19 protein-coding genes are annotated in these 18,440 nt (G+C 45.7%); 8 read left to right on the forward strand and 11 right to left on the reverse strand.

Annotated elements, in window-relative coordinates:
- Positions 1 to 57 precede the first annotated feature (57 nt).
- Entirely contained in the window at positions 58 to 228 is a 171-nt protein-coding gene (locus Q0241_RS04255; protein ID WP_082130264.1) for a YdcH family protein, read from the reverse strand.
- A gap of 391 nt (positions 229 to 619) precedes the next feature.
- On the opposite strand from Q0241_RS04255, the gene Q0241_RS04260 reads away from it, so the two are divergent.
- Entirely contained in the window at positions 620 to 1,207 is a 588-nt protein-coding gene (locus tag Q0241_RS04260) for a UbiX family flavin prenyltransferase (RefSeq protein ID WP_299373642.1), read from the forward strand.
- A gap of 131 nt (positions 1,208 to 1,338) precedes the next feature.
- Here the strand turns inward: Q0241_RS04260 and Q0241_RS04265 are convergent, their stop codons facing one another.
- On the reverse strand, positions 1,339 to 1,884 hold the full coding sequence (locus tag Q0241_RS04265) for a TIGR02444 family protein (RefSeq protein WP_299373645.1): 546 nt from the start codon (positions 1,882 to 1,884) through the stop codon (positions 1,339 to 1,341).
- 215 nt (positions 1,885 to 2,099) lie between these two features.
- On the opposite strand from Q0241_RS04265, the gene Q0241_RS04270 reads away from it, so the two are divergent.
- Positions 2,100 to 2,315, forward strand: a complete 216-nt coding sequence (locus Q0241_RS04270) for a DUF465 domain-containing protein (protein ID WP_299373648.1) — start codon at positions 2,100 to 2,102, stop codon at positions 2,313 to 2,315.
- Positions 2,316 to 2,389: 74 nt separating this feature from the next.
- Here Q0241_RS04270 and Q0241_RS04275 read toward each other — a convergent pair whose 3' ends face one another.
- A complete protein-coding gene (locus tag Q0241_RS04275; protein WP_299373651.1) occupies positions 2,390 to 3,148 on the reverse strand; it encodes a GGDEF domain-containing protein in 759 nt (252 codons plus the stop codon).
- Positions 3,149 to 3,405: 257 nt separating this feature from the next.
- On the opposite strand from Q0241_RS04275, the gene purE reads away from it, so the two are divergent.
- The 3 genes from purE to Q0241_RS04290 are packed head-to-tail and all read left to right on the forward strand — an operon-like array spanning position 3,406 to position 5,927.
- Positions 3,406 to 3,903, forward strand: a complete 498-nt coding sequence (gene purE, locus Q0241_RS04280) for a 5-(carboxyamino)imidazole ribonucleotide mutase (protein WP_299373654.1) — start codon at positions 3,406 to 3,408, stop codon at positions 3,901 to 3,903.
- Between the two features lie 55 nt (positions 3,904 to 3,958).
- Positions 3,959 to 5,059 (forward strand): 5-(carboxyamino)imidazole ribonucleotide synthase, encoded by a 1,101-nt coding sequence (locus Q0241_RS04285; protein ID WP_299373657.1) that lies wholly within the window; start codon positions 3,959 to 3,961, stop codon positions 5,057 to 5,059.
- The gene (locus tag Q0241_RS04290; RefSeq protein ID WP_299373660.1) at positions 4,992 to 5,927 is read left to right on the forward strand and encodes a hypothetical protein; all 936 of its coding nucleotides are present in this window, start codon (positions 4,992 to 4,994) and stop codon (positions 5,925 to 5,927) included. The genes Q0241_RS04285 and Q0241_RS04290 overlap by 68 nt, the downstream gene beginning before the upstream one ends.
- 28 nt (positions 5,928 to 5,955) lie before the next feature.
- Here the strand turns inward: Q0241_RS04290 and Q0241_RS04295 are convergent, their stop codons facing one another.
- Both Q0241_RS04295 and def read right to left on the reverse strand, forming a co-directional pair.
- A complete protein-coding gene (locus Q0241_RS04295) occupies positions 5,956 to 6,594 on the reverse strand; it encodes a COQ9 family protein (protein ID WP_299373663.1) in 639 nt (212 codons plus the stop codon).
- 86 nt (positions 6,595 to 6,680) lie between these two features.
- Complete coding sequence (def, locus tag Q0241_RS04300) at positions 6,681 to 7,238, reverse strand: peptide deformylase (protein ID WP_299373666.1); 558 nt, start codon at positions 7,236 to 7,238, stop codon at positions 6,681 to 6,683.
- A 289-nt stretch (positions 7,239 to 7,527) separates the two neighbouring features.
- On the opposite strand from def, the gene rpsU reads away from it, so the two are divergent.
- On the forward strand, positions 7,528 to 7,731 hold the full coding sequence (gene rpsU / locus Q0241_RS04305) for a 30S ribosomal protein S21 (protein WP_046508209.1): 204 nt from the start codon (positions 7,528 to 7,530) through the stop codon (positions 7,729 to 7,731).
- A gap of 169 nt (positions 7,732 to 7,900) precedes the next feature.
- Here the strand turns inward: rpsU and Q0241_RS04310 are convergent, their stop codons facing one another.
- The 5 genes from Q0241_RS04310 to Q0241_RS04330 all read right to left on the reverse strand — a co-directional run bounded on the left by Q0241_RS04310 (position 7,901) and on the right by Q0241_RS04330 (position 14,300).
- A complete protein-coding gene (locus Q0241_RS04310; protein WP_299373672.1) occupies positions 7,901 to 9,199 on the reverse strand; it encodes an Hsp70 family protein in 1,299 nt (432 codons plus the stop codon).
- Positions 9,200 to 9,393: 194 nt separating this feature from the next.
- On the reverse strand, positions 9,394 to 10,797 hold the full coding sequence (locus Q0241_RS04315) for an NAD(P)(+) transhydrogenase (Re/Si-specific) subunit beta (protein WP_299373674.1): 1,404 nt from the start codon (positions 10,795 to 10,797) through the stop codon (positions 9,394 to 9,396).
- A gap of 12 nt (positions 10,798 to 10,809) precedes the next feature.
- Positions 10,810 to 11,220 carry an NAD(P) transhydrogenase subunit alpha gene (locus Q0241_RS04320; RefSeq protein WP_299373676.1) on the reverse strand — a complete coding sequence of 137 codons (411 nt, stop codon included), beginning with the start codon at positions 11,218 to 11,220 and terminating at the stop codon, positions 10,810 to 10,812.
- Positions 11,220 to 12,659, reverse strand: coding sequence for a Re/Si-specific NAD(P)(+) transhydrogenase subunit alpha (locus tag Q0241_RS04325; RefSeq protein WP_299373679.1), 1,440 nt, complete (start codon positions 12,657 to 12,659; stop codon positions 11,220 to 11,222). The genes Q0241_RS04320 and Q0241_RS04325 overlap by 1 nt, the downstream gene beginning before the upstream one ends.
- Positions 12,660 to 12,911: 252 nt before the next feature.
- Positions 12,912 to 14,300, reverse strand: coding sequence for an AarF/UbiB family protein (locus tag Q0241_RS04330; protein WP_299373682.1), 1,389 nt, complete (start codon positions 14,298 to 14,300; stop codon positions 12,912 to 12,914).
- Between the two features lie 270 nt (positions 14,301 to 14,570).
- Here Q0241_RS04330 and Q0241_RS04335 point away from each other — a divergent pair, with 270 nt between their 5' ends.
- The gene (locus tag Q0241_RS04335; protein ID WP_299373685.1) at positions 14,571 to 15,644 is read left to right on the forward strand and encodes a PLP-dependent cysteine synthase family protein; all 1,074 of its coding nucleotides are present in this window, start codon (positions 14,571 to 14,573) and stop codon (positions 15,642 to 15,644) included.
- A gap of 59 nt (positions 15,645 to 15,703) precedes the next feature.
- On the opposite strand, the gene Q0241_RS04340 is transcribed toward Q0241_RS04335, so the two are convergent.
- Positions 15,704 to 17,509 carry a M3 family oligoendopeptidase gene (locus tag Q0241_RS04340; protein ID WP_299373688.1) on the reverse strand — a complete coding sequence of 602 codons (1,806 nt, stop codon included), beginning with the start codon at positions 17,507 to 17,509 and terminating at the stop codon, positions 15,704 to 15,706.
- A 154-nt stretch (positions 17,510 to 17,663) separates the two neighbouring features.
- Here Q0241_RS04340 and Q0241_RS04345 point away from each other — a divergent pair.
- Positions 17,664 to 18,440, forward strand: a 777-nt coding sequence (locus tag Q0241_RS04345; protein WP_299373690.1) for an AMP-binding protein, incomplete at its 3' end; no start/stop codon positions are given.

The raw sequence follows: 18,440 nt of genomic DNA on the forward strand, positions 1-18,440 counted from the left end.
GTGCTTTTTTCATTTATCTAAATGCAAGCAAAAGGTACGTTAAATACCTCGGCATTCTTAGTGGGGATCACTCAACATTTGCATTTCGTCTTTAACGCGAAGCTTTTGCTTTTTAAGTGACATTAGTAGGGATTCATCGGGATGCGGGCGCGTACTCTCCTGATCAATAGCGCTCTCTAAAGTAACGTGTTTTGTGCGCAAGGACTCGATGCGTTCGGCAGTGGCCATATTCGTCTCCCTTTAAATACTAAGTTTCAATTGCTACCAATCACACTTAATGTTGTGAATCTTTACTTCAATTAATTTTTCCAAGAATCATCATTGCACTAGAAATTTTCATGAAAAATCTCCATTACAATATCTGAAAAAGTTTTTAGAAAGTACTGATCGTGTTTGAGATGGCAAAATCAAGACCGCAGGCCGTTTATTAGGCTTTCGCATATGGGATATTTCCAAAGCGTCCCAACCGCAGTTATCTTGTTTTATTCGTACCAACCCAAACCCACAAACATTGTTGAGAAGACAGCGTGTATATATGCTAGACCTGTCAGACAAACTTGCCAAGAGCAAGGCAACATATATTTCATTTTTTTATCACATTTATGAAAGATAGTTACCCATGACGCAGAAGAGAATTATTGTCGGAATCAGCGGAGCAAGCGGTGTAACCTATGGTATTCGTCTCTTGGAAATCTTACGCCCTACCGACATTGAAACTCACCTAATCATGAGTAATTCTGCTGAAATCACATTGGCTTACGAAAGTAATTTAAAAATTTCAGACGTCAAAAACCTTGCTGATGTCGCCCATAATGTCAAAGACATTGCCGCTTGCCTTTCCAGCGGGTCTTATCGAACACTCGGCATGGTCATTGCCCCTTGTTCTGTCAGAACCATGTCTGAAATATCAAGTGGCGTCACCTCGAGTCTCTTGACCCGTTCAGCAGATGTTATCTTAAAGGAACGCAGAAAACTGGTTCTTATGGTTCGGGAAACACCACTTCACACAGGGCACCTGCGTACCATGGTCAACCTGTCCGAGCTGGGCGCAATCATCGCACCGCCTGTTCCAGCCTTTTATGCCAAACCAAATAACCTGGACGAAATGGTAGATTATAGCTTGGGTAGAATTCTTGATTTATTTGATATCGAGATCCAGGGGATGAACCGATGGGATGAAAATAGCAAGAAGCGCCCAGAGAACTAAACGTGAAATCCACTGACCTGTACATCAATTTTGGTCTTCACCAACTTATCATCCTAAACCAAGCCCACACACACCAGGCTAGATTACCTGAGCACCTGCCAATGATGCGACAGGAAAATTAGCTCGATCTTTTACTGAAACAGCCACACAGCTTCCAAAGGTGGCAGCTCTGGGAACCCGCCACGAACAATTGCGGCCAAGTCAGCACAATCTACGGTTCCAATGGCGTCAACTTCACATAGCTCCAAATATAAAACCATGTTTTTTGCGGCCATTCCTGACGAAGGTAATAAAGCAGGTCGCAACGTCATATGAAGGTGCATAAAGTTTTGCTGCAAAGCTTCGGCCCATAGTTCCGAATCTTTCACAAGATTTCGCAATCCCTCGGTATGGCGAAAACCATTTATGGTTTCTGACTTCATCCATGTCCGAATATCGCGCAAGGGTTGGATCACATGATCGCGCCACTTTTCAATACCAGAGATCAAACTGGAAAGCTCTTTTGTGCTCAGTTGCTTTCCGCAAAACCCAGCCCAACAGCAAAAAAGCAATAAATTAACATCCAGATCATACTTTTCCTGCAAAACCAGACAGGCAGGAGCAACTCCTTGCTGTCCGTAAACATCAAGAGAGAAGTTCCAAAAAGGATTTATGGGCAACTGGCTTTGATCAAACATTTTCACCACAGCTTATAGCGCACTGCGAATAAAGAACAAACTATCGAATCGCTATTAACTGTTATCTAGAATGCTCTTTCAGCAAACCAAAATCAGCTTCTTTTCAACAAATCCACAACGATCGAAATAAAACTTACACAAAAACTATGTTTATTTTTAAAGTCAGAGTATAAGTAACTCCTTCTGTTAAATGTGAGTTCAAGAGACCCTGACACGTGGAAAATACAACAGGTAGTAGTAGAAAAGAGCTAATCGAAGAACTTGAAAGGCTCAAACAGGAGCATCGAGACATGGATGATGTTATCGCCCGCTTGCAAGAGCACGCTCCGTTTGATCAGTTACAGCTTGTAAGATTAAAAAAGAAAAAGCTTAATCTTAAAGACAGCATGAACAGAATTGAAAGCAAGTTGCTGCCAGATATTATAGCCTGAACAACCATTCCCAGACACGGTCTGCAAAAACCTAAATATTTTCTAACCGATTAGGGGTGGGTTTTCAGATACCTCTAAGAGACATCTCGTTCTTCTGAAGTATTTTGTTTGGCTTTTTTCTGTTCATACATTGCCTTATCAGCTGCTTTGAGCGCCGCATCAGCATCCCCGCCCTGAAAACTGTGGACACCGTGGGAAACATGAACATTCACAGAATTCCCCTCATAATCAAAAGGTATCTTTGCAACTTCCCCAGCCAATAACTGTCCCTTCTCTGCTGCGACATCCGGTGGAGCCTGAAGTAAAATCACACCAAATTCATCCCCCCCCAAACGCCCGACAATATCAGAAGAACGCACATTACTGAGCAATGTGGATGCAACATGTTTAATAGCCTCATCACCGGCTTCATGCCCCAACCCGTCATTGATTTCTTTCATGCCATTCACATCTATATAAATAACACTGCCCGGCACCTCATAGCGCTCGCTATACGCCATCATCCGATCAAGCTCGCGCACAAAAGCACGGCGATTTAGAACAGGTGTCAGAACGTCCTGATCTGCAAGCTTTTCAAGGTAATCCACTCTTTTTTTGGCCTGATCCAACTCCTGACGAACATCCTGAACTTCTTTCATCAGTCTCTCGATAGCAGCACGAACCTTTGGCGTGAACTCGGCCTCTGGAATGCCACCAATCGAGGCAACATCTACAGGAGCTGTCGCATCAGACACTCCATCAACTTTTTGTGCTGGTTTTACAGTCGGTGTTGCCGAAACACGCCCGACACTGCTTACAGAGCCAGTTCCACCGGTTGGTCTTTGGACCTTCATACGACAAGCAATCCCTTTGCTTTATTTTCATTCCAGCTTCCTGCCGGAACATCTGTTATTTTAAAGCCATCCCATCAAACGAGGCGCCAAAAAATAAATACTCAACGCACTTTATATACAATCATTTTACATAAAGTTACCAAAAAACGGTAATTCTCCGTAATTTCCGGACAAAACATTGTGTTCTCTTTACTTGCCTTCTTTTCTCACACGTCTTAATAATGCGCTCCGATACACAGCTAAATCAGGATTAAGCAATGTCCGAGAAATCTCCGCAAGTTGGTATAATCATGGGTAGCCAATCCGACTGGCCCACGATGAAACATGCGGCCGAAACCCTCGAAGCCTTGGGTATATCTTACGAAAAACGTATCGTATCTGCTCATAGAACCCCAGATCGTCTGGTTGAATACGCCACGACGGCGCGCGATAGAGGTCTGAGCATTATTATCGCGGGTGCTGGTGGTGCTGCGCATTTGCCGGGGATGGCAGCCGCTATGACGCCATTACCTGTTTTTGGTGTTCCAATCGAAAGTAAAAGCCTCAAGGGACAAGACAGCCTGCTGTCAATCGTCCAGATGCCCGGCGGAGTACCCGTTGGGACATTGGCAATTGGTAAAGCTGGCGCGATCAACGCAGCTCTTTTATCTGGCTCAGTACTTGCGCTACAAAACGAAGACATTGCAGAAGCTCTGGATAACTGGCGTCAAAAACAAACAGATGCTGTCGCCATAGAGCCAGTTGATACCCTATAATTAAGACACCTATTATTCAGGCAACGTTTTACGGAAATCCGTGGAGACAACGATTATGAGCAAGTCGCTTTCAGCCCCACTCGCCCCAGGTTCCATTATTGGTATTCTTGGGGGTGGACAACTCGGAAGAATGGCTGCATCTGCGGCTGCTGAGCTGGGATATCATTGCCACATCTACTGTCCCGAAGCTGATAGTCCTGCAAGTGAAGTTTCTAAATATTCAACGACAGCAGCTTATGATGATGAAAAGGCCCTTGCTGATTTTGCTGAACACGTTGATGTTGTCACTTATGAATTTGAAAATGTTCCTGCCAAAACCGCCGCGTTTCTGATTAATCGTATCCCGGTTAATCCTGGTCCAAACGTTCTACACATTTGCCAAAATAGATTACGTGAAAAGGATTTCTGCAACTCTATTAACGTACCAACAACACGTTATATGGAAGTTACGAACCCGGAATCACTTGATCGCGTCGTCAGAGACATGGGCCGACCCTGTATCCTGAAGACCACAGAAATGGGATACGATGGTAAGGGACAAACTTTTATAGCTGCTGATACGAAATTAACCGATGCATGGAATGCAGTTGCCCCAAATTTGGATCAAGCAGAGTTAGTTGTAGAGGCCCTAGTCGATTTCCGTATGGAAATTTCTGTTATCGTAGCCAGAAGTATTCAAGGTGACTGTCAGGCGTATATTCCAGTAGAGAACCGCCACAAAAACCATATTCTGGACCAAACAATCGTCCCGGCACGCATTTCGCAAAAAATTAGTGATCGAGCAGAAGCTTTGGCGCGACACATGGCCGAAGAAATGGAACTCGTCGGCATGATGGCCGTAGAGATGTTTGTCACCACGGATGATGAAATCTTGATCAACGAAATGGCCCCACGCCCACACAATTCTGGCCATTGGTCCATGGATGCCTGCGTCACATCCCAGTTTGAACAGTTTATCCGTTCCATTGCAGGATTAAACCTTGGATCTGTTTTCCGTCACTCGGATGCCGTCATGACAAATCTACTCGGGGACGATGTTGAAAAATGGGAAGAGATCCTCTCTGATCCCGCCAGTAAGCTTCATCTATATGGAAAAGACGAAGCAAAACCCGGACGCAAAATGGGCCACTTTACCCGGATCATTCCCCGGAATTAATTTACATCGTGATGAGATGCGGATTATCCTGAGTCGAAAAGGGTTTGATGCCCAGTATGGCGGTGGCCCGAGCCCAATCCTACCCAATGGAAAAATGTTTTCCCTGCCCATCCCTCACCCAATGGGGCCAAAGACTTATCAGGATATCGCCTCGCCGATTGGGCACTTAGGGGCTGTCATTGAGAAGCTAAAACCCAAAGCAGCTTCCCCTCAAGACAGAGCGCATCTGGACCCAGATCTCTATCCCGACAGCCTTCCACGTCATCCCGATTGGACCTGTTGCTTTGGGCAATATGGTGCAGCTCAACAACATCTTGCCAATCAAGGCATTACTGCTGGAGATCTCTTTCTCTTTTTTGGCTGGTTCAGGCGCGTAGATAATAATTTGCGCCCTTTACCCAAACAACCAGACCTACACGTTATCTATGGATGGCTACAGGTTCAAAAGATGATCAACATTGGCACGGATATTCACTCTACAGCAAAATATTACCCAGCCTATGCGGATCACCCTCATCTCACACATTCTTTTGGGGCAAACAACACCCTTTACATTGCAAAAGACAAGTTAAAGATCGGTCAGCAAGAACTCGATATTCCCGGCGGCGGTGTTTTCCCTCAGATCGATCTGGACAGAGTTTTAACTGCTGAGGGCTCCACTCGCTCCGTCTGGAATTTACCTAAATGGTTCGCACATCCGTCACCCGCGCTATCTTATCACCAAAAGACGGACAAATGGACACCAACACCCAAAGGTTGGGAGTTAAAATCAGCCCCTAAAGGTCAAGAGTTTGTCATCAACACCCAAGGCCGTAGTCGCCCGGCTAACCACTGGCTCAAAAAAATATTCCACGATCAACCGATCTGACAAAGATGCAAAGAATGACAAGGTTCTCTTAAAGGCTCTTCTTGGAAAAAGGGACACAAGCTTGAAATTTATTGGCCAGCGCACTTACCTTACCTATTGTTTTACCTAACGCGCCGCCAATTTTGAGAACCTCGGCAATACGTCGATCAAGAAAGCCCCAGGTTTTTTCAAAATCTTCAGAACGATCATCCAACCAAAATAAAAGGGTCGAACTATAAACACCCGCAAGCAACAAGCGTTTGCTATAAAAATTATAATCGGTGGATGTATCCCCGGCGGCTAACCACATGGCATCGACGGTATCATAAACATTATGCATACCTTCAGTCGCCTTAAGCGGCATTGTGAAAAAGCTTACGCCTTTGCGAATGGCTTCACGATCCGGTGTCATAAGCTCCAGTTTGGTTCTTACAGCTAATGTAATTCGATCGCGTACTTTCATGTCAACCGCGCCGTTCTTTTCCAAAATTTCCATAACCTGATGGTCAAGCTGCTGATTATAAAATCGCAACACATCAGTTATGCCCCTTGGAAAGAGAATGGAAACATCCTGGGATGAGAGATCACAATTGGTTCCCGCCTCAGTAAGAGCAGCATCACTCCACCCCTCAAAAGGAACAATGCATAACAAAGCTTCTAACAGTTTGACTTTTTTTGCTTCGCTCATATCACGATTCCTTAAGTTTCCTAGCTCACGTACAATTTTGCTCTGGGAAGATAGTATGCAGAAACATTCCACTTATCCCAAAGATCTCATTCATCAGATTTTTGATAACCGACTTCTGATGAAAAAATAAGTGATTTAATATCTGTCATTCGTTCTGGGTAGAGAACACCGTTCAAATGATCGTATTCATGCTGAACAACGCGTGCATGAAACCCGGTGGCCTCACGCTCTATAAGCTTACCATCAAGCCCCAACCCGCGATAGCGAATTGATCTCTGGCGGGGAACTTTCCCCATCAAGCCCGGAATGGAAAGACACCCTTCCCAGCTTTCATCTATTTGATTGCCGATAAAATCAATTTCGGGGTTCACAAGAACAGTCAAAGGCACAGCTGCCTCGCCCTCAATCGTAATCCCCAATCTTTCAGCTTCAGCATTGGCGCGATCTTCGGAAACGAAGAAGACAAAAATACGTTTCGACTCGAAAACCTGAGGGGCTGCTATACCTGTACCACCAGCCGCTGTCATGGTCTCGACCATGTTTTCAACAAGCTCGCGGATTTCGGTCGATGTCGGGTCAGAAACAGACGCAGCAATCTGTCGTAAAACAGGATGCCCCATTTTTGATATATTTAGTAAGGTCATGTTTATACTATGGAACTCTGGTTACACAGGATCAAAATAAAACGCCGTGTCTTTGCAAAAGTTATCATATTATAGTGCTAAAGCACAGAAATACTGGGAAAAAGAATCTCTAAAGAATCTGGGGCGCTCTTTATTCTTCCCTTCACATTCATAAAGGGCTGTGATAGGTACTGCCATGAACCTGCTGTACCATCGGTCCAGCGGATGTTCTTTATGTGTTCAACTCGGGTAACCGAGAAAACTCTGTCAGACCAATCATGGACTGACGTTAGAAAGGAGCTGATCGCCCGTGCAAGTACACGTTCGTGATAATAATGTTGATCAGGCTCTTCGCGCGCTTAAGAAAAAGCTGCAACGCGAAGGTGTCTTCCGTGAAATGAAGTTGCGTCGTCACTTCGAAAAACCATGTGAGCGCAGAAAGCGCGAGGGTGCCGAAGCAGTTCGTCGCTATCGCAAACTTCTACGTAAACGTATGGAACGTGAAGGCTATTAAAGTCTGATCGGCGTTCTGTGAACGTCGCTTAAGGCGAGATATCTTCCTCTTGGAAGAAGAACGGGCTGCCCTCTAACTCAGAAGGCGGCCCGTTTTGCGTCTAAAACAAATTCGAGCATCTCTCTATTCAGCAACCCGATCCTTACTTTAAAGCATAAGCAGTCACGATCTAAACAGCCCAGCTTTGAGAGTCTGGGTCTTGACCTACCAGAGCAAGGCCGTAAGCAACGGATTCAAGTTGCTTCCCGCTTGCCAATTTATCTTTTCCGAAAAGCTTGGCAAAAAGCGTCTGCACAGCCGGAACGTAAGATGTTCCCCCCGTCATAAAGACCTTATCAATCTGAGACAGAGGAATCTTGCTTTCCAGTAACAAGTTATCGACCTTTTTTTCGATCACAGCCAAATCCTTGGCAATCCAGCTTTCAAAATCTTGTCGACAAATCGTCTTCTCAATTTTTTTGTCACTGAAGTGAACCGAAAAATTCGTTTCATTGCTATGAGTTAACGCCATTTTCGCTTTGGAAATGGCATCGTAAATATCCATGCTCCAATCATTATCGACAACATCGATAAAGGCTTCGATCATTTCCGGATGAACCGCCACTGATTTTAATTCACGAAGTTCGCGAAGGGTTGTCGGGCTTTTCAAAACTCCAAGCTCGTGCCACTTGGAAAAACGATTGTAGAAGCTGTTGGGCATATCAAGAACCTTACGATCCAAGGAATAGTATCCGCTGCCCTTACCAAGAGACGGTGAAACCACATGATCGATCAACCTGCTATCAAAGGTATCACCCGCGATACCAACCCCCGCATAGCCTAAAGGAGTAGATCGCAAGGTTGAGCCTGAACGCTCAAACTTGATGAGAGAAAAATCGCTTGTTCCGCCGCCGAAGTCAGCAACAAGAATAGTTGCTTCTTTCTCAATATTTTTTGCGTAGTAATACGCCGCGCCAACAGGCTCATAGACATAACTTACGTCAGAAAAACCAATACTTTTATAAGCCGCATCATATCGCTCGCGCGCCAAGTCTTCATCCGGAGAATGCCCCGCATAGATAATTGGACGCCCCGCGATGACCTTTGTTTTTTCTTCAGGGATCTGATCTCCGGCATCCGAGACAAACTGCGTAAAAAAATCAGCCATAATATCTTGCAGGGTAAAACGCTTGGAAAATATTTGCGTTTCCTGAAACAGCTTACTGGCGATATGACTTTTGAAAGACTGAAGAAAACGCACTTCACCGCGCGCCGTTAGGTATTGTTCCAGCGCCCAAGGGCCACCGGCTACATCTACTCTAGAGTTTTTAGCCGGACTATGCTTCTCGTAACAAAGCAGGCTACGATAAACATCATGCAGAATATCATCGTGCTTGAATTTAACGGATTTCACCGCTCCCTTTTGGTCAGCCAAAGCAATCACAGTATTCGTCGTACCGAAATCAATACCAATTGAGATATCACTCATGGCTTCATCCTCGTTTATATAAGGTTGGAAAAAGGGACGGGATACATGATCCCTTTCAAGCCAAGTATCAAGCAATAATTTGTAAAAATCCTACTGCATGTTGGTTCTTTAGTGCGAGGATCGTACAACCGTAAACCAAATAAAAAGGGCATCCGAGGATGCCCTTTTTCCAATACAGCAACGATAAGAAGCTCTTAGAGTTGCTCCAAAGATTTCACAATCTTCTCGCACATCTGTTTCGCATCACCGAACAGCATCATCGTGTTGTCCCGGAAGAAAAGCTCGTTCTGAACACCAGCATATCCGGCAGACATACCACGCTTCACAAAGAGAACGGTCTGGGCCTGGTCAACTTCCAGAATAGGCATCCCATAAATAGGTGATTTGGGATCTGTCTTGGCAGCTGGGTTAGTAATGTCATTCGCACCGATAACAAAAACAACATCCGTTGATTTGAAATCACGATTGATCTCGTCCATCTCTAGCACCTCGTCATAAGGCACAGATGCTTCAGCCAGCAACACGTTCATGTGCCCCGGCATACGCCCAGCAACAGGATGAATAGCATAGCGCACATTAACCCCATCAGCTTTGAGCAAATCAACCATTTCACGCAGCGTATGCTGAGCCTGTGCAACAGCCATACCGTATCCCGGCACAATAACAACTGACCCCGCATTTTTCATCAGGAAAGCCGCATCATCGCCAGAGCCGGATTTTACAACCCGATCATCATCACCGCCGCTCCCGGCGGGACCATCATCAGCCTCGGCTCCAAAGCCACCAAGGATAACGCTGATAAAAGAACGGTTCATGGCTTTACACATGATGTAGCTGAGGATTGCCCCTGAAGAGCCAACCAGCGCACCAGTGATAATCAACAAGTTGTTTTGCAGGGTAAAACCGATGCCACACGCGGCCCAGCCTGAATAGGAATTCAGCATGGACACAACAACAGGCATATCCGCACCACCAATCGGTAAAATCAGTAAGAAACCGAGTAACAGTGTAACCGCGATCAATACCCAGAGATAAAGAGGTTCCTGTGTTGTACAGAGCAAAACAAGCAGCACAACAACTAACGCACCAAGTGCAGCATTAAGCATGTGTTGCATCTTGAAGACCAGCGGTGCACCCGAAACAAGTCCTTGCAGCTTAGCAAACGCGACCACTGATCCCGTAAAGGTAATCGCACCAACGGCTGTACCAATTGCCAATTCAACAAGGCTTGAGATCTGAATATCGCCAACCCGTCCGATACCATAGGCTTCTGGTTTGTAGAAGGTTGCTAAAGCAACACAAACCGCGGCCAAACCGACAAGACTGTGGAAGGCTGCAACAAGTTGCGGCAAGGCAGTCATTTTAATGCGCAAGGCAATGACAGTACCAATAGCCCCACCGACAAGCAGTCCAAGAAGAATGGTGCCAAAACTCACCACGCCAGGTGCCATAAGGGTCGTTCCGATGGCCAGAACCATTCCAACGATACCAAAAATATTTCCCTGTCGGCTGGTTGTCGGGTGCGAAAGCCCGCGAAGCGCCATAATAAAGCAGACTGAAGCAGCCAGATATAACAGAGCAGAAAGATCTGATGACATAGTAAGCTCCCCCTATTGCTTTTTCTTGAACATTTGCAGCATACGCTGCGCGACGATAAAACCACCAAAGATGTTCACAGCAGCCAACACAATGGCAATGAAACCCATGATTTCACTAAAACCAACATCGGCTGGTCCCGCCGCAATCAGTGCGCCAACAATAATGACCGATGAAATGGCATTGGTTACCGCCATCAAAGGCGAGTGCAATGCAGGGGTTACATTCCAGACAACGTAATAGCCAACAAACACAGCTAAAACCAACACCGTCAGGCCCATAATAAATGGGGACCCTGCACTTTGCCCGGCCGTGTCGATAGCAAGGCGACTGGCCTCAGATGCAAGGGATGCAACCTCGTCAGATAAGGCACGTGCTGAATTAGCGACGTCAGTTGCCTTGTTGATAAATTCCTCACTAGACATTAGGCATCTCCCCCATCTTTAGGTTCAGTGTTTGTCTCGGGCTTACTTTCAGCGGGCTTAGCCGACGCTTTTTTAGGCGCGGCTTTAGGCTTTGGAGTAGCTTTGTTCGCCGCAGCCTTTGTCGTTTGCTTCGCTGTTGTTTTCTTTACAGGCGCCCGTTTAGAAGGTGCTTTTTTCGTCGTAGCTGTTTTTCTTACTGGCGTTTTTACAGCAGTCTTCTGGGCCACTGATTTTGGTGTTGCTGGCTCACCTTCGGCCGCTGTCTTTGTCTCTGTTTTAGAAGCCGCCTTTTTTTCAGTATGGGCCAACGCTGGATGAACGATCGAACCTTCGTGCGTTACACAGGTTCCTTTGATAATTTCATCATTCCAGTCGATTTTTAATTCCCTAACTTCTTTATCGAACATAAGTTCAAAGAAATTGAAAACGTTCTTGGCATAGAGCGAAGACGCATCCGTCGCCAAACGTCCGGGAACATTGTTATAACCAACGATGGATACGCCATCCTTTTCAACAACTTTCCCGGCTACAGACAGTTCACAGTTACCACCGTTTTCGACAGCAAGGTCAACAATCACCGATCCTGGTTTCATTGACTTGACCATTTCTGCCGTTACCAATACTGGCGCAGGACGTCCTGGTATCAATGCCGTGGTAATGACCATATCAACCTTGGCAATGGTCTCTGCAATCAAGGTTGCCTGTTTTGCCTTATAGGCATCCGACATCTCTTTTGCGTAACCACCAGCGGTTTCAGCCTGTTTAAACTCATCGTCTTCAACAGCAACAAACTTTGCCCCAAGCGATTCAACTTGTTCTTTCGAAGCCGGACGAACATCCGTCGCCGATACGACAGCACCAAGGCGCCGTGCCGTTGCAATAGCTTGTAGTCCGGCAACCCCTGCCCCCATGACAAAGACCTTGGCCGGAGCAATAGTCCCGGCAGCGGTCATCATCATCGGAAAAGCACGATTGAACACCGCAGCACCGTCCAACACAGATTTATATCCTGCCAAATTTGATTGGCTGGACAAAACATCCATCGATTGTGCACGGGTAATACGTGGTACAAAATCCATTGCAAATGCTGTTAATCCAGCCTTTGCATAAGCATCCAATTCTTTCTCAGAACGATAAGGATCTGCTATTGAGACAACGATGGTACCTTTAGGCAAAACCTTAAGTTCATCATCTTTACCGCCTGCAATTGGCTTTTGCACCTTTAGAACAGCCTTTGCATCCTTGTAGGTCGTCGCGGCATCTTTCCCAATCGTCGCGCCAGCATCCTTATACGCTGTATCCGTGAAGCTGGCTGCAACACCTGCTCCTTTTTCCACAAAGACATCACACCCCAAAGCGGCGAGTTTTTTCACCGTCTCTGGAGAAGCAGCGACCCGTGTTTCATTCGGGCGACGCTCCTTGGGAATAGCAATTTTCATATTTTCTCCCCACAAGAATTGTCATTGGATAGAAACATCCAACAAATTGTCATCGTTATTAAAAGGCAATTAAAATCAAAGCTGCAAGTGTGCACTGCACAAAAACATTCTAAAAACGCCATAAACCAAGGAAAACACCTGTGCCAATTGGGAAATAATTCCACCTACAAATAACAAATTATTGATGTAGTATATTAAAAATATCGATTCGCCTGTATACACAGGTGACAAATAGCTGCTTACAGATCTACTTTATGCATGTGTCGGAATTAGAACATTGAATTCGTTCAAGGCAGATGTTTGTCTTTCCAACAAAATCTGGTGATCAAAATCGGAAATGAGATCATGAAATAGTTGGTGCCAGTTTATTTCGGCATTTAAGTGCATGAACACTGACCCAAGGCCGACAGCAGCACGATCCATGAGAACAAATTCCCTTGGTGGTTTGACCCCACCTAATCGACGTAGCTCCTGATGTACCTTATTTGCTACTCCGGCACCGTAAGCGCCCCCCTGATAATCATCAACTATGGTTCTTTTTCGATCCTGAAGCAGAGGTCCATAAAGAAAATGCGCCCATATGTTCAGCGTATTTAGCATCTCTCGACTTTGAATTTTAAAACCCCAGCTTTCATAAGCTTGAACAGCCAAGTCTTCGTCATCTCGTTCAAGCCCAAAATAAAGATCAATAACCCCCTTAACAAAAGATGCATCAAAAACACGGATACATCCAAAATCCAACAAATTGACATCACCGTTCTCTCGTATGGAATAGTTGCCAAGATGAGGATCACCATGAATAACGCCATATTTATAAAAGGGAACATACCAGGCACGAAACATATTCATCGCGACCTGATTTCGCATTTCCAGATCGTTTTCATGAGAACTGATGAAATCAAGAAGCGGAACACCATCAAGCCAGTTCATCGTGATCAAACGATTGGTCGTTAACTCGGGAACAGCTTTCGGTACACATACATGTTTTTCATCTACAAGCATGTGCCCGTAAAGTCCCATGTTTTGCGCTTCACGTTGATAATCCAGCTCTTCTCGTAAGCGATCGGTTAATTCGTGTAAGATATTTGAAGGATCAATCGCCTTGTCATAACGCCGATAAATCCCGAACAACAAAGCAAGCTGTTTTAAGTCAGCCTCAACGGCCGAAATCATGTCCGGATATTGCAATTTACAGGCAAGCTCTTGCCCATCCAAAGCAATCGCACGGTGGACCTGACCAAGTGATGCAGCTGCCGTTGCGACTTGATCAAAGGATTGGAATTTTTTCTGCCACCCCGTCCCCAGCTCCGTCTTCATACGACGCTTCACAAACAACCACCCCATGGATGGTGCATTTGATTGAAGCTGTCGAAGCTCTTCAGCATATTCTTTGGGCAGTGCGTCGGGGATCGTCGCAAGAATTTGTGCCGCTTTCATCAAGGGCCCTTTAAGTCCCCCCAAAGCGTTCTTCAACTCTGCCGAATGTTTTGCAGAGTTCAGACCTGTCCCCAATACACGATTTCCAACAACCTGTGCAGCAAGTCCTCCTACAGAGCTCCCGACTTTGGCATAGCGTTTCAAACGCCCCGAGAGACGTGATCCTGAATCGCTTATATCTTGGAGATCTTCGTCATCCTGCATTCTGCTGATCTTTCGTACAATCTCTGAAACTTGCCAAATATGAAACGTTAAACCTTTATATGGTGTCTAATCTTCAAAAGTACCAACTCAATCTTCTCGCACCTAGACAACAATAAATTTTGGGAAATTATCCCAATAAAAATCCACAATATGATTATATTTGAGAAAAAATAACATCACTGCTCATATACCTTCGCCCGCAAAGATATCAACAGGATCAAAGCTTATGCTATCCTGTGTTTTTAAGAACTACGATTTTCGGATTTTCTAATGAATAAAAGACTTTGGGTTCAACAAGCTCTCAACAAAATCGAAGCGGATTATAACCGATCTTCGGATACCCACCTTATCAAGTTGGATTTGCCAAGTTGCCTTGGCGTTGATTTATATTTTAAAGATGAAAGCACACACCCGACAGGCAGTCTGAAACATCGGCTTGCAAGATCACTCTTTCTTTATGGTCTTTGTAACGGATGGATTGGGCCGGATACCACCATTATCGAGGCATCATCAGGTAGCACAGCAATATCCGAAGCATACTTTTCCCGATTACTAAATCTAAGATTTATTGCCGTCGTGCCCAAAACCACAGCTCGAAAAAAACTGGCACAAATTGAATTTTATGGTGGTGAATGCCATCTGGTTGATGCGAAAGACATCTACACAGAATCAGAACGGCTCGCGCACGAGTTAAACGGTCACTATATGGATCAATTCACCTATGCAGAGCGCGCGACCGATTGGCGGGGCAATAATAACATTGCGCAGTCTTTGTTTTCGCAAATGGCGCTAGAACCCCACCCCTGCCCGGAATGGATTGTAGCCAGCGCAGGTACGGGCGGCACATCCGCAACACTCGGCCGCTTTATCCGCTATGATCAATCCTGTACGCACGAAACAAAACTATGTGTGGTTGATCCGGAAAATTCAGTCTTTTATGACTTCTACAAAACGGGTGATAAAAACCTAACCAGTTCTGGATCACGAATTGAAGGCATCGGCCGCCCAAGAGTTGAGCTTTCTTTTGTGCCCAGTCTGGTTGATCGTATGATCCAAATTCCAGATGCTGCTTCAATTGCTGCAATCAACGTTCTGGAAAAACTACTTGGACGCAAATGCGGGGCATCCACAGGAACAAATCTTTATGGTGCCTTTCTTCTCATGTCCGAAATGAGAGCCCGTAAAGAAAAAGGCAGTATCGTCACCTTGATCTGCGATTCCGGTGATCGCTATCTCGATACCTATTACAGCCAGGAATGGCTTGATCGCCACAACATCGATCCAGCGCCTTATATCAAAAACCTTGAATCATTCCTTGAAACTGGGTCACTTACCTTGGCTTAAGTCATTACCAGCCTCAAGGAACTCCTGCCTTGAGGCTGGTAAATCACAACAGAGCAATATTATTGCTCCATAGCTTCCAGCTGATCAATAAATCCAGATACAACTTTGAGTCCCTGTTTCCAGAAATCCGGATCACTTGCATCTAGACCAAAGGGCGCGAGCAACTCTTTGTGACGCTTTGAACCACCAGCAGAGAGCATATCAAGATACTTTTCTGCGAACCCATCCTCGCTTTGCTGGTAAACCGCATAGAGTGAATTGACCAGACAATCCCCGAACGCGTAGGCATAAACGTAAAACGGTGCATGAATAAAGTGTGGGACATAAGACCAATAGGCTGCGTATTCATCTTCGAAACGAATAGCAGGCCCCAAGCTTGCTTTTTGGGTCTCCATCCAAATTTCACCAAGCTGCTCGGGCAACAGTTCCCCTTTACGACGTTCATCATGAACTCGAGTTTCGAACTGGTGCATCGCGACCTGTCGCACGACAGTGTTCAGCATGTCTTCCACTTTGGAAGCCAGCATGATCTTACGCGCCTTGGCATCCGCTTTCTTTTTCAAGACAGACTGGAAAGTCAGCATTTCACCAAAAACAGAAGCCGTTTCAGCAAGCGTTAACGGCGTATCCGACATGAGTGGTCCTTGCCCCCCGGCTAGAACCTGATGCACGCCATGCCCAAGCTCATGCGCCAAGGTCATCACATCTCGTGTCCGACCTTGATAATTCACAAGTAAATAAGGGTGCGCACAAGGGACGGTCGGATGAGCAAAGGCACCCGGCGCCTTACCCGGACGAACAGGCGCATCAATCCAAGGGTTATCAAAAAACTTTTGTCCCACTTCAGCAAGCTTTGGCGAAAATCCTGCGTAGGCAGTCAACACCGTCTCTGTTGCATCAGCCCACGTAATAACATCATCATCGTCATCCGGCAGGGGAGCATTACGATCCCAGTAAGGAAGTTGCTCTACACCAAACCACTTTGCTTTCAGCTTATAATAACGATGCGCAAGATCCTGATAAGAATCAGACACCGAACTTACCAAAGCATCAACGACTTCGTCTTCGACAACGTTAGCGAGGTTCCGCGAAGAAACAGAGCGAGAGAAACCGCGCGCCAGATCTTCGACTTCTTTATCTTTCGCCAAAGTATTCGTGATATGCGCAAAAAGGCGCTGATTTTCGCCCAACACCTTTCCCAGTGACTGAGCCGCTTCTTTACGTGCTTTAGGGTCGCGATCACTGAGTTTATTCAAGATCTGCGCAGAACTGTATTCTTCCCCCATATAGGGAAAGCGAAGGCTCGCCATCGTTTCATCAAACAGGCGCACCCATGCTGAGCGACCGGAAACACGCTTCTCGTGAAGGATTTTCTCGACTTCATCAGAAAGTTGATAATCTTTTTGTGCCCGTAAATCTCTCAACCAAGGGGCATATTTGGCAAGGGAGCTATCTGTTATTTTGATCTGTAGATCACCCTCGTCCAACTGATTCAGCTCTAGAGAGAAAAACAGGATGTGTGAAGAAATACCTGTGCTGCGTTCCTGCATAGACTGGAAAAATTTTCCAACTTCCGGATCACTCATATTACCAGCGTAGACCAGATAGGCATAGCTCATCACCTTGCCCATAATCTCTTGCGTCGTTTCAAACGATTCAATCGCAGTACAAAGAGCATCCCCGTCCAGATCCGCTAACTTCCCCGCATATTTAGCATTAAAAGCAATGGCTGATTTTTCGACAGCAACCAGATCATTTTCCAGTTCGGTAGAATCTGGTGCTGGATAAAGATCAGTCAAATCCCAGGCGGGTAAAGTACCAAGCTTTTCATCATTTACTTCTTTGGGGTGAGCAGCTTCGGTCATAAAAATTCCTCTCATTCCGCAAACGCGGTCTTCAAATACGAACGTTGTCTGTATAAGTTAGGATCTAGAAATTGAAAACAAGGCGTGAATCGCCAAATATTACAATACATAATGATAAGAAATCACGCGAACAGGTAAAGGCCTAACAAGGAACATGGAACAAACTATTTCTCCGCCGCATTACAAGAACCTTGTCAGTCTTTTTTACGCGCACGCGAAAGAAAAAAAAGAACAACCTTTTCTTTGGTTCAAAGAGAACAAACAATACTGGCCCATTAGTTGGGAGGAAACATCTCGGCGGATAACCGCACTGGCACGTAGCCTGAAAACGATCGGGCTTGAAAAAGGTGACAGAGTTGTCCTTGTTGCCGAAAATAGACCCGAATGGTTTATTGCGGATCTGGCCATCATGGCTGCCGGAGGGATATCTGTTCCAGCCTACACAACAAATACCCACGCCAACCATAAGCACGTCCTTGACCATTCAGATGCCAAGGGGATTATTGTCTCCACGAAAGCTCTTTGTAAAAGGTCTCTTCCCGCGGCAAAGGAAGCCCCCAATTGTCTGTGGGCCATTACAATGGATACGATCGACAAGGATGACATGGACATCTTTGAGATCAGCGAAGGCAAATCAGAACTGCCAATACATGATTGGGAGCATTTAATCGCCGAAGGGGATACCCTCTCGGGAGATATCGAAGCAGAGGCAGATAAGCTCACTAGAAAAGATGTTGCCTGTCTCATCTACACATCAGGAACAGGCGGCCTTCCCAAGGGAGTCATGTTAAGTCACGGCGCAATACTTTGTAACTGTGAAGGCGCTTGGGACGTTCTCTATCACCTTGGCTTGGGTGATGAGGTATTTCTTTCGTTCCTTCCTCTTTCCCATGCTTACGAACATACAGCCGGACAATTTTTCCCATTACTG

Origin of the sequence: uncultured Kiloniella sp. (assembly GCF_937128705.1) — a bacterium.
Taxonomy (GTDB): domain Bacteria; phylum Pseudomonadota; class Alphaproteobacteria; order Kiloniellales; family Kiloniellaceae; genus Kiloniella.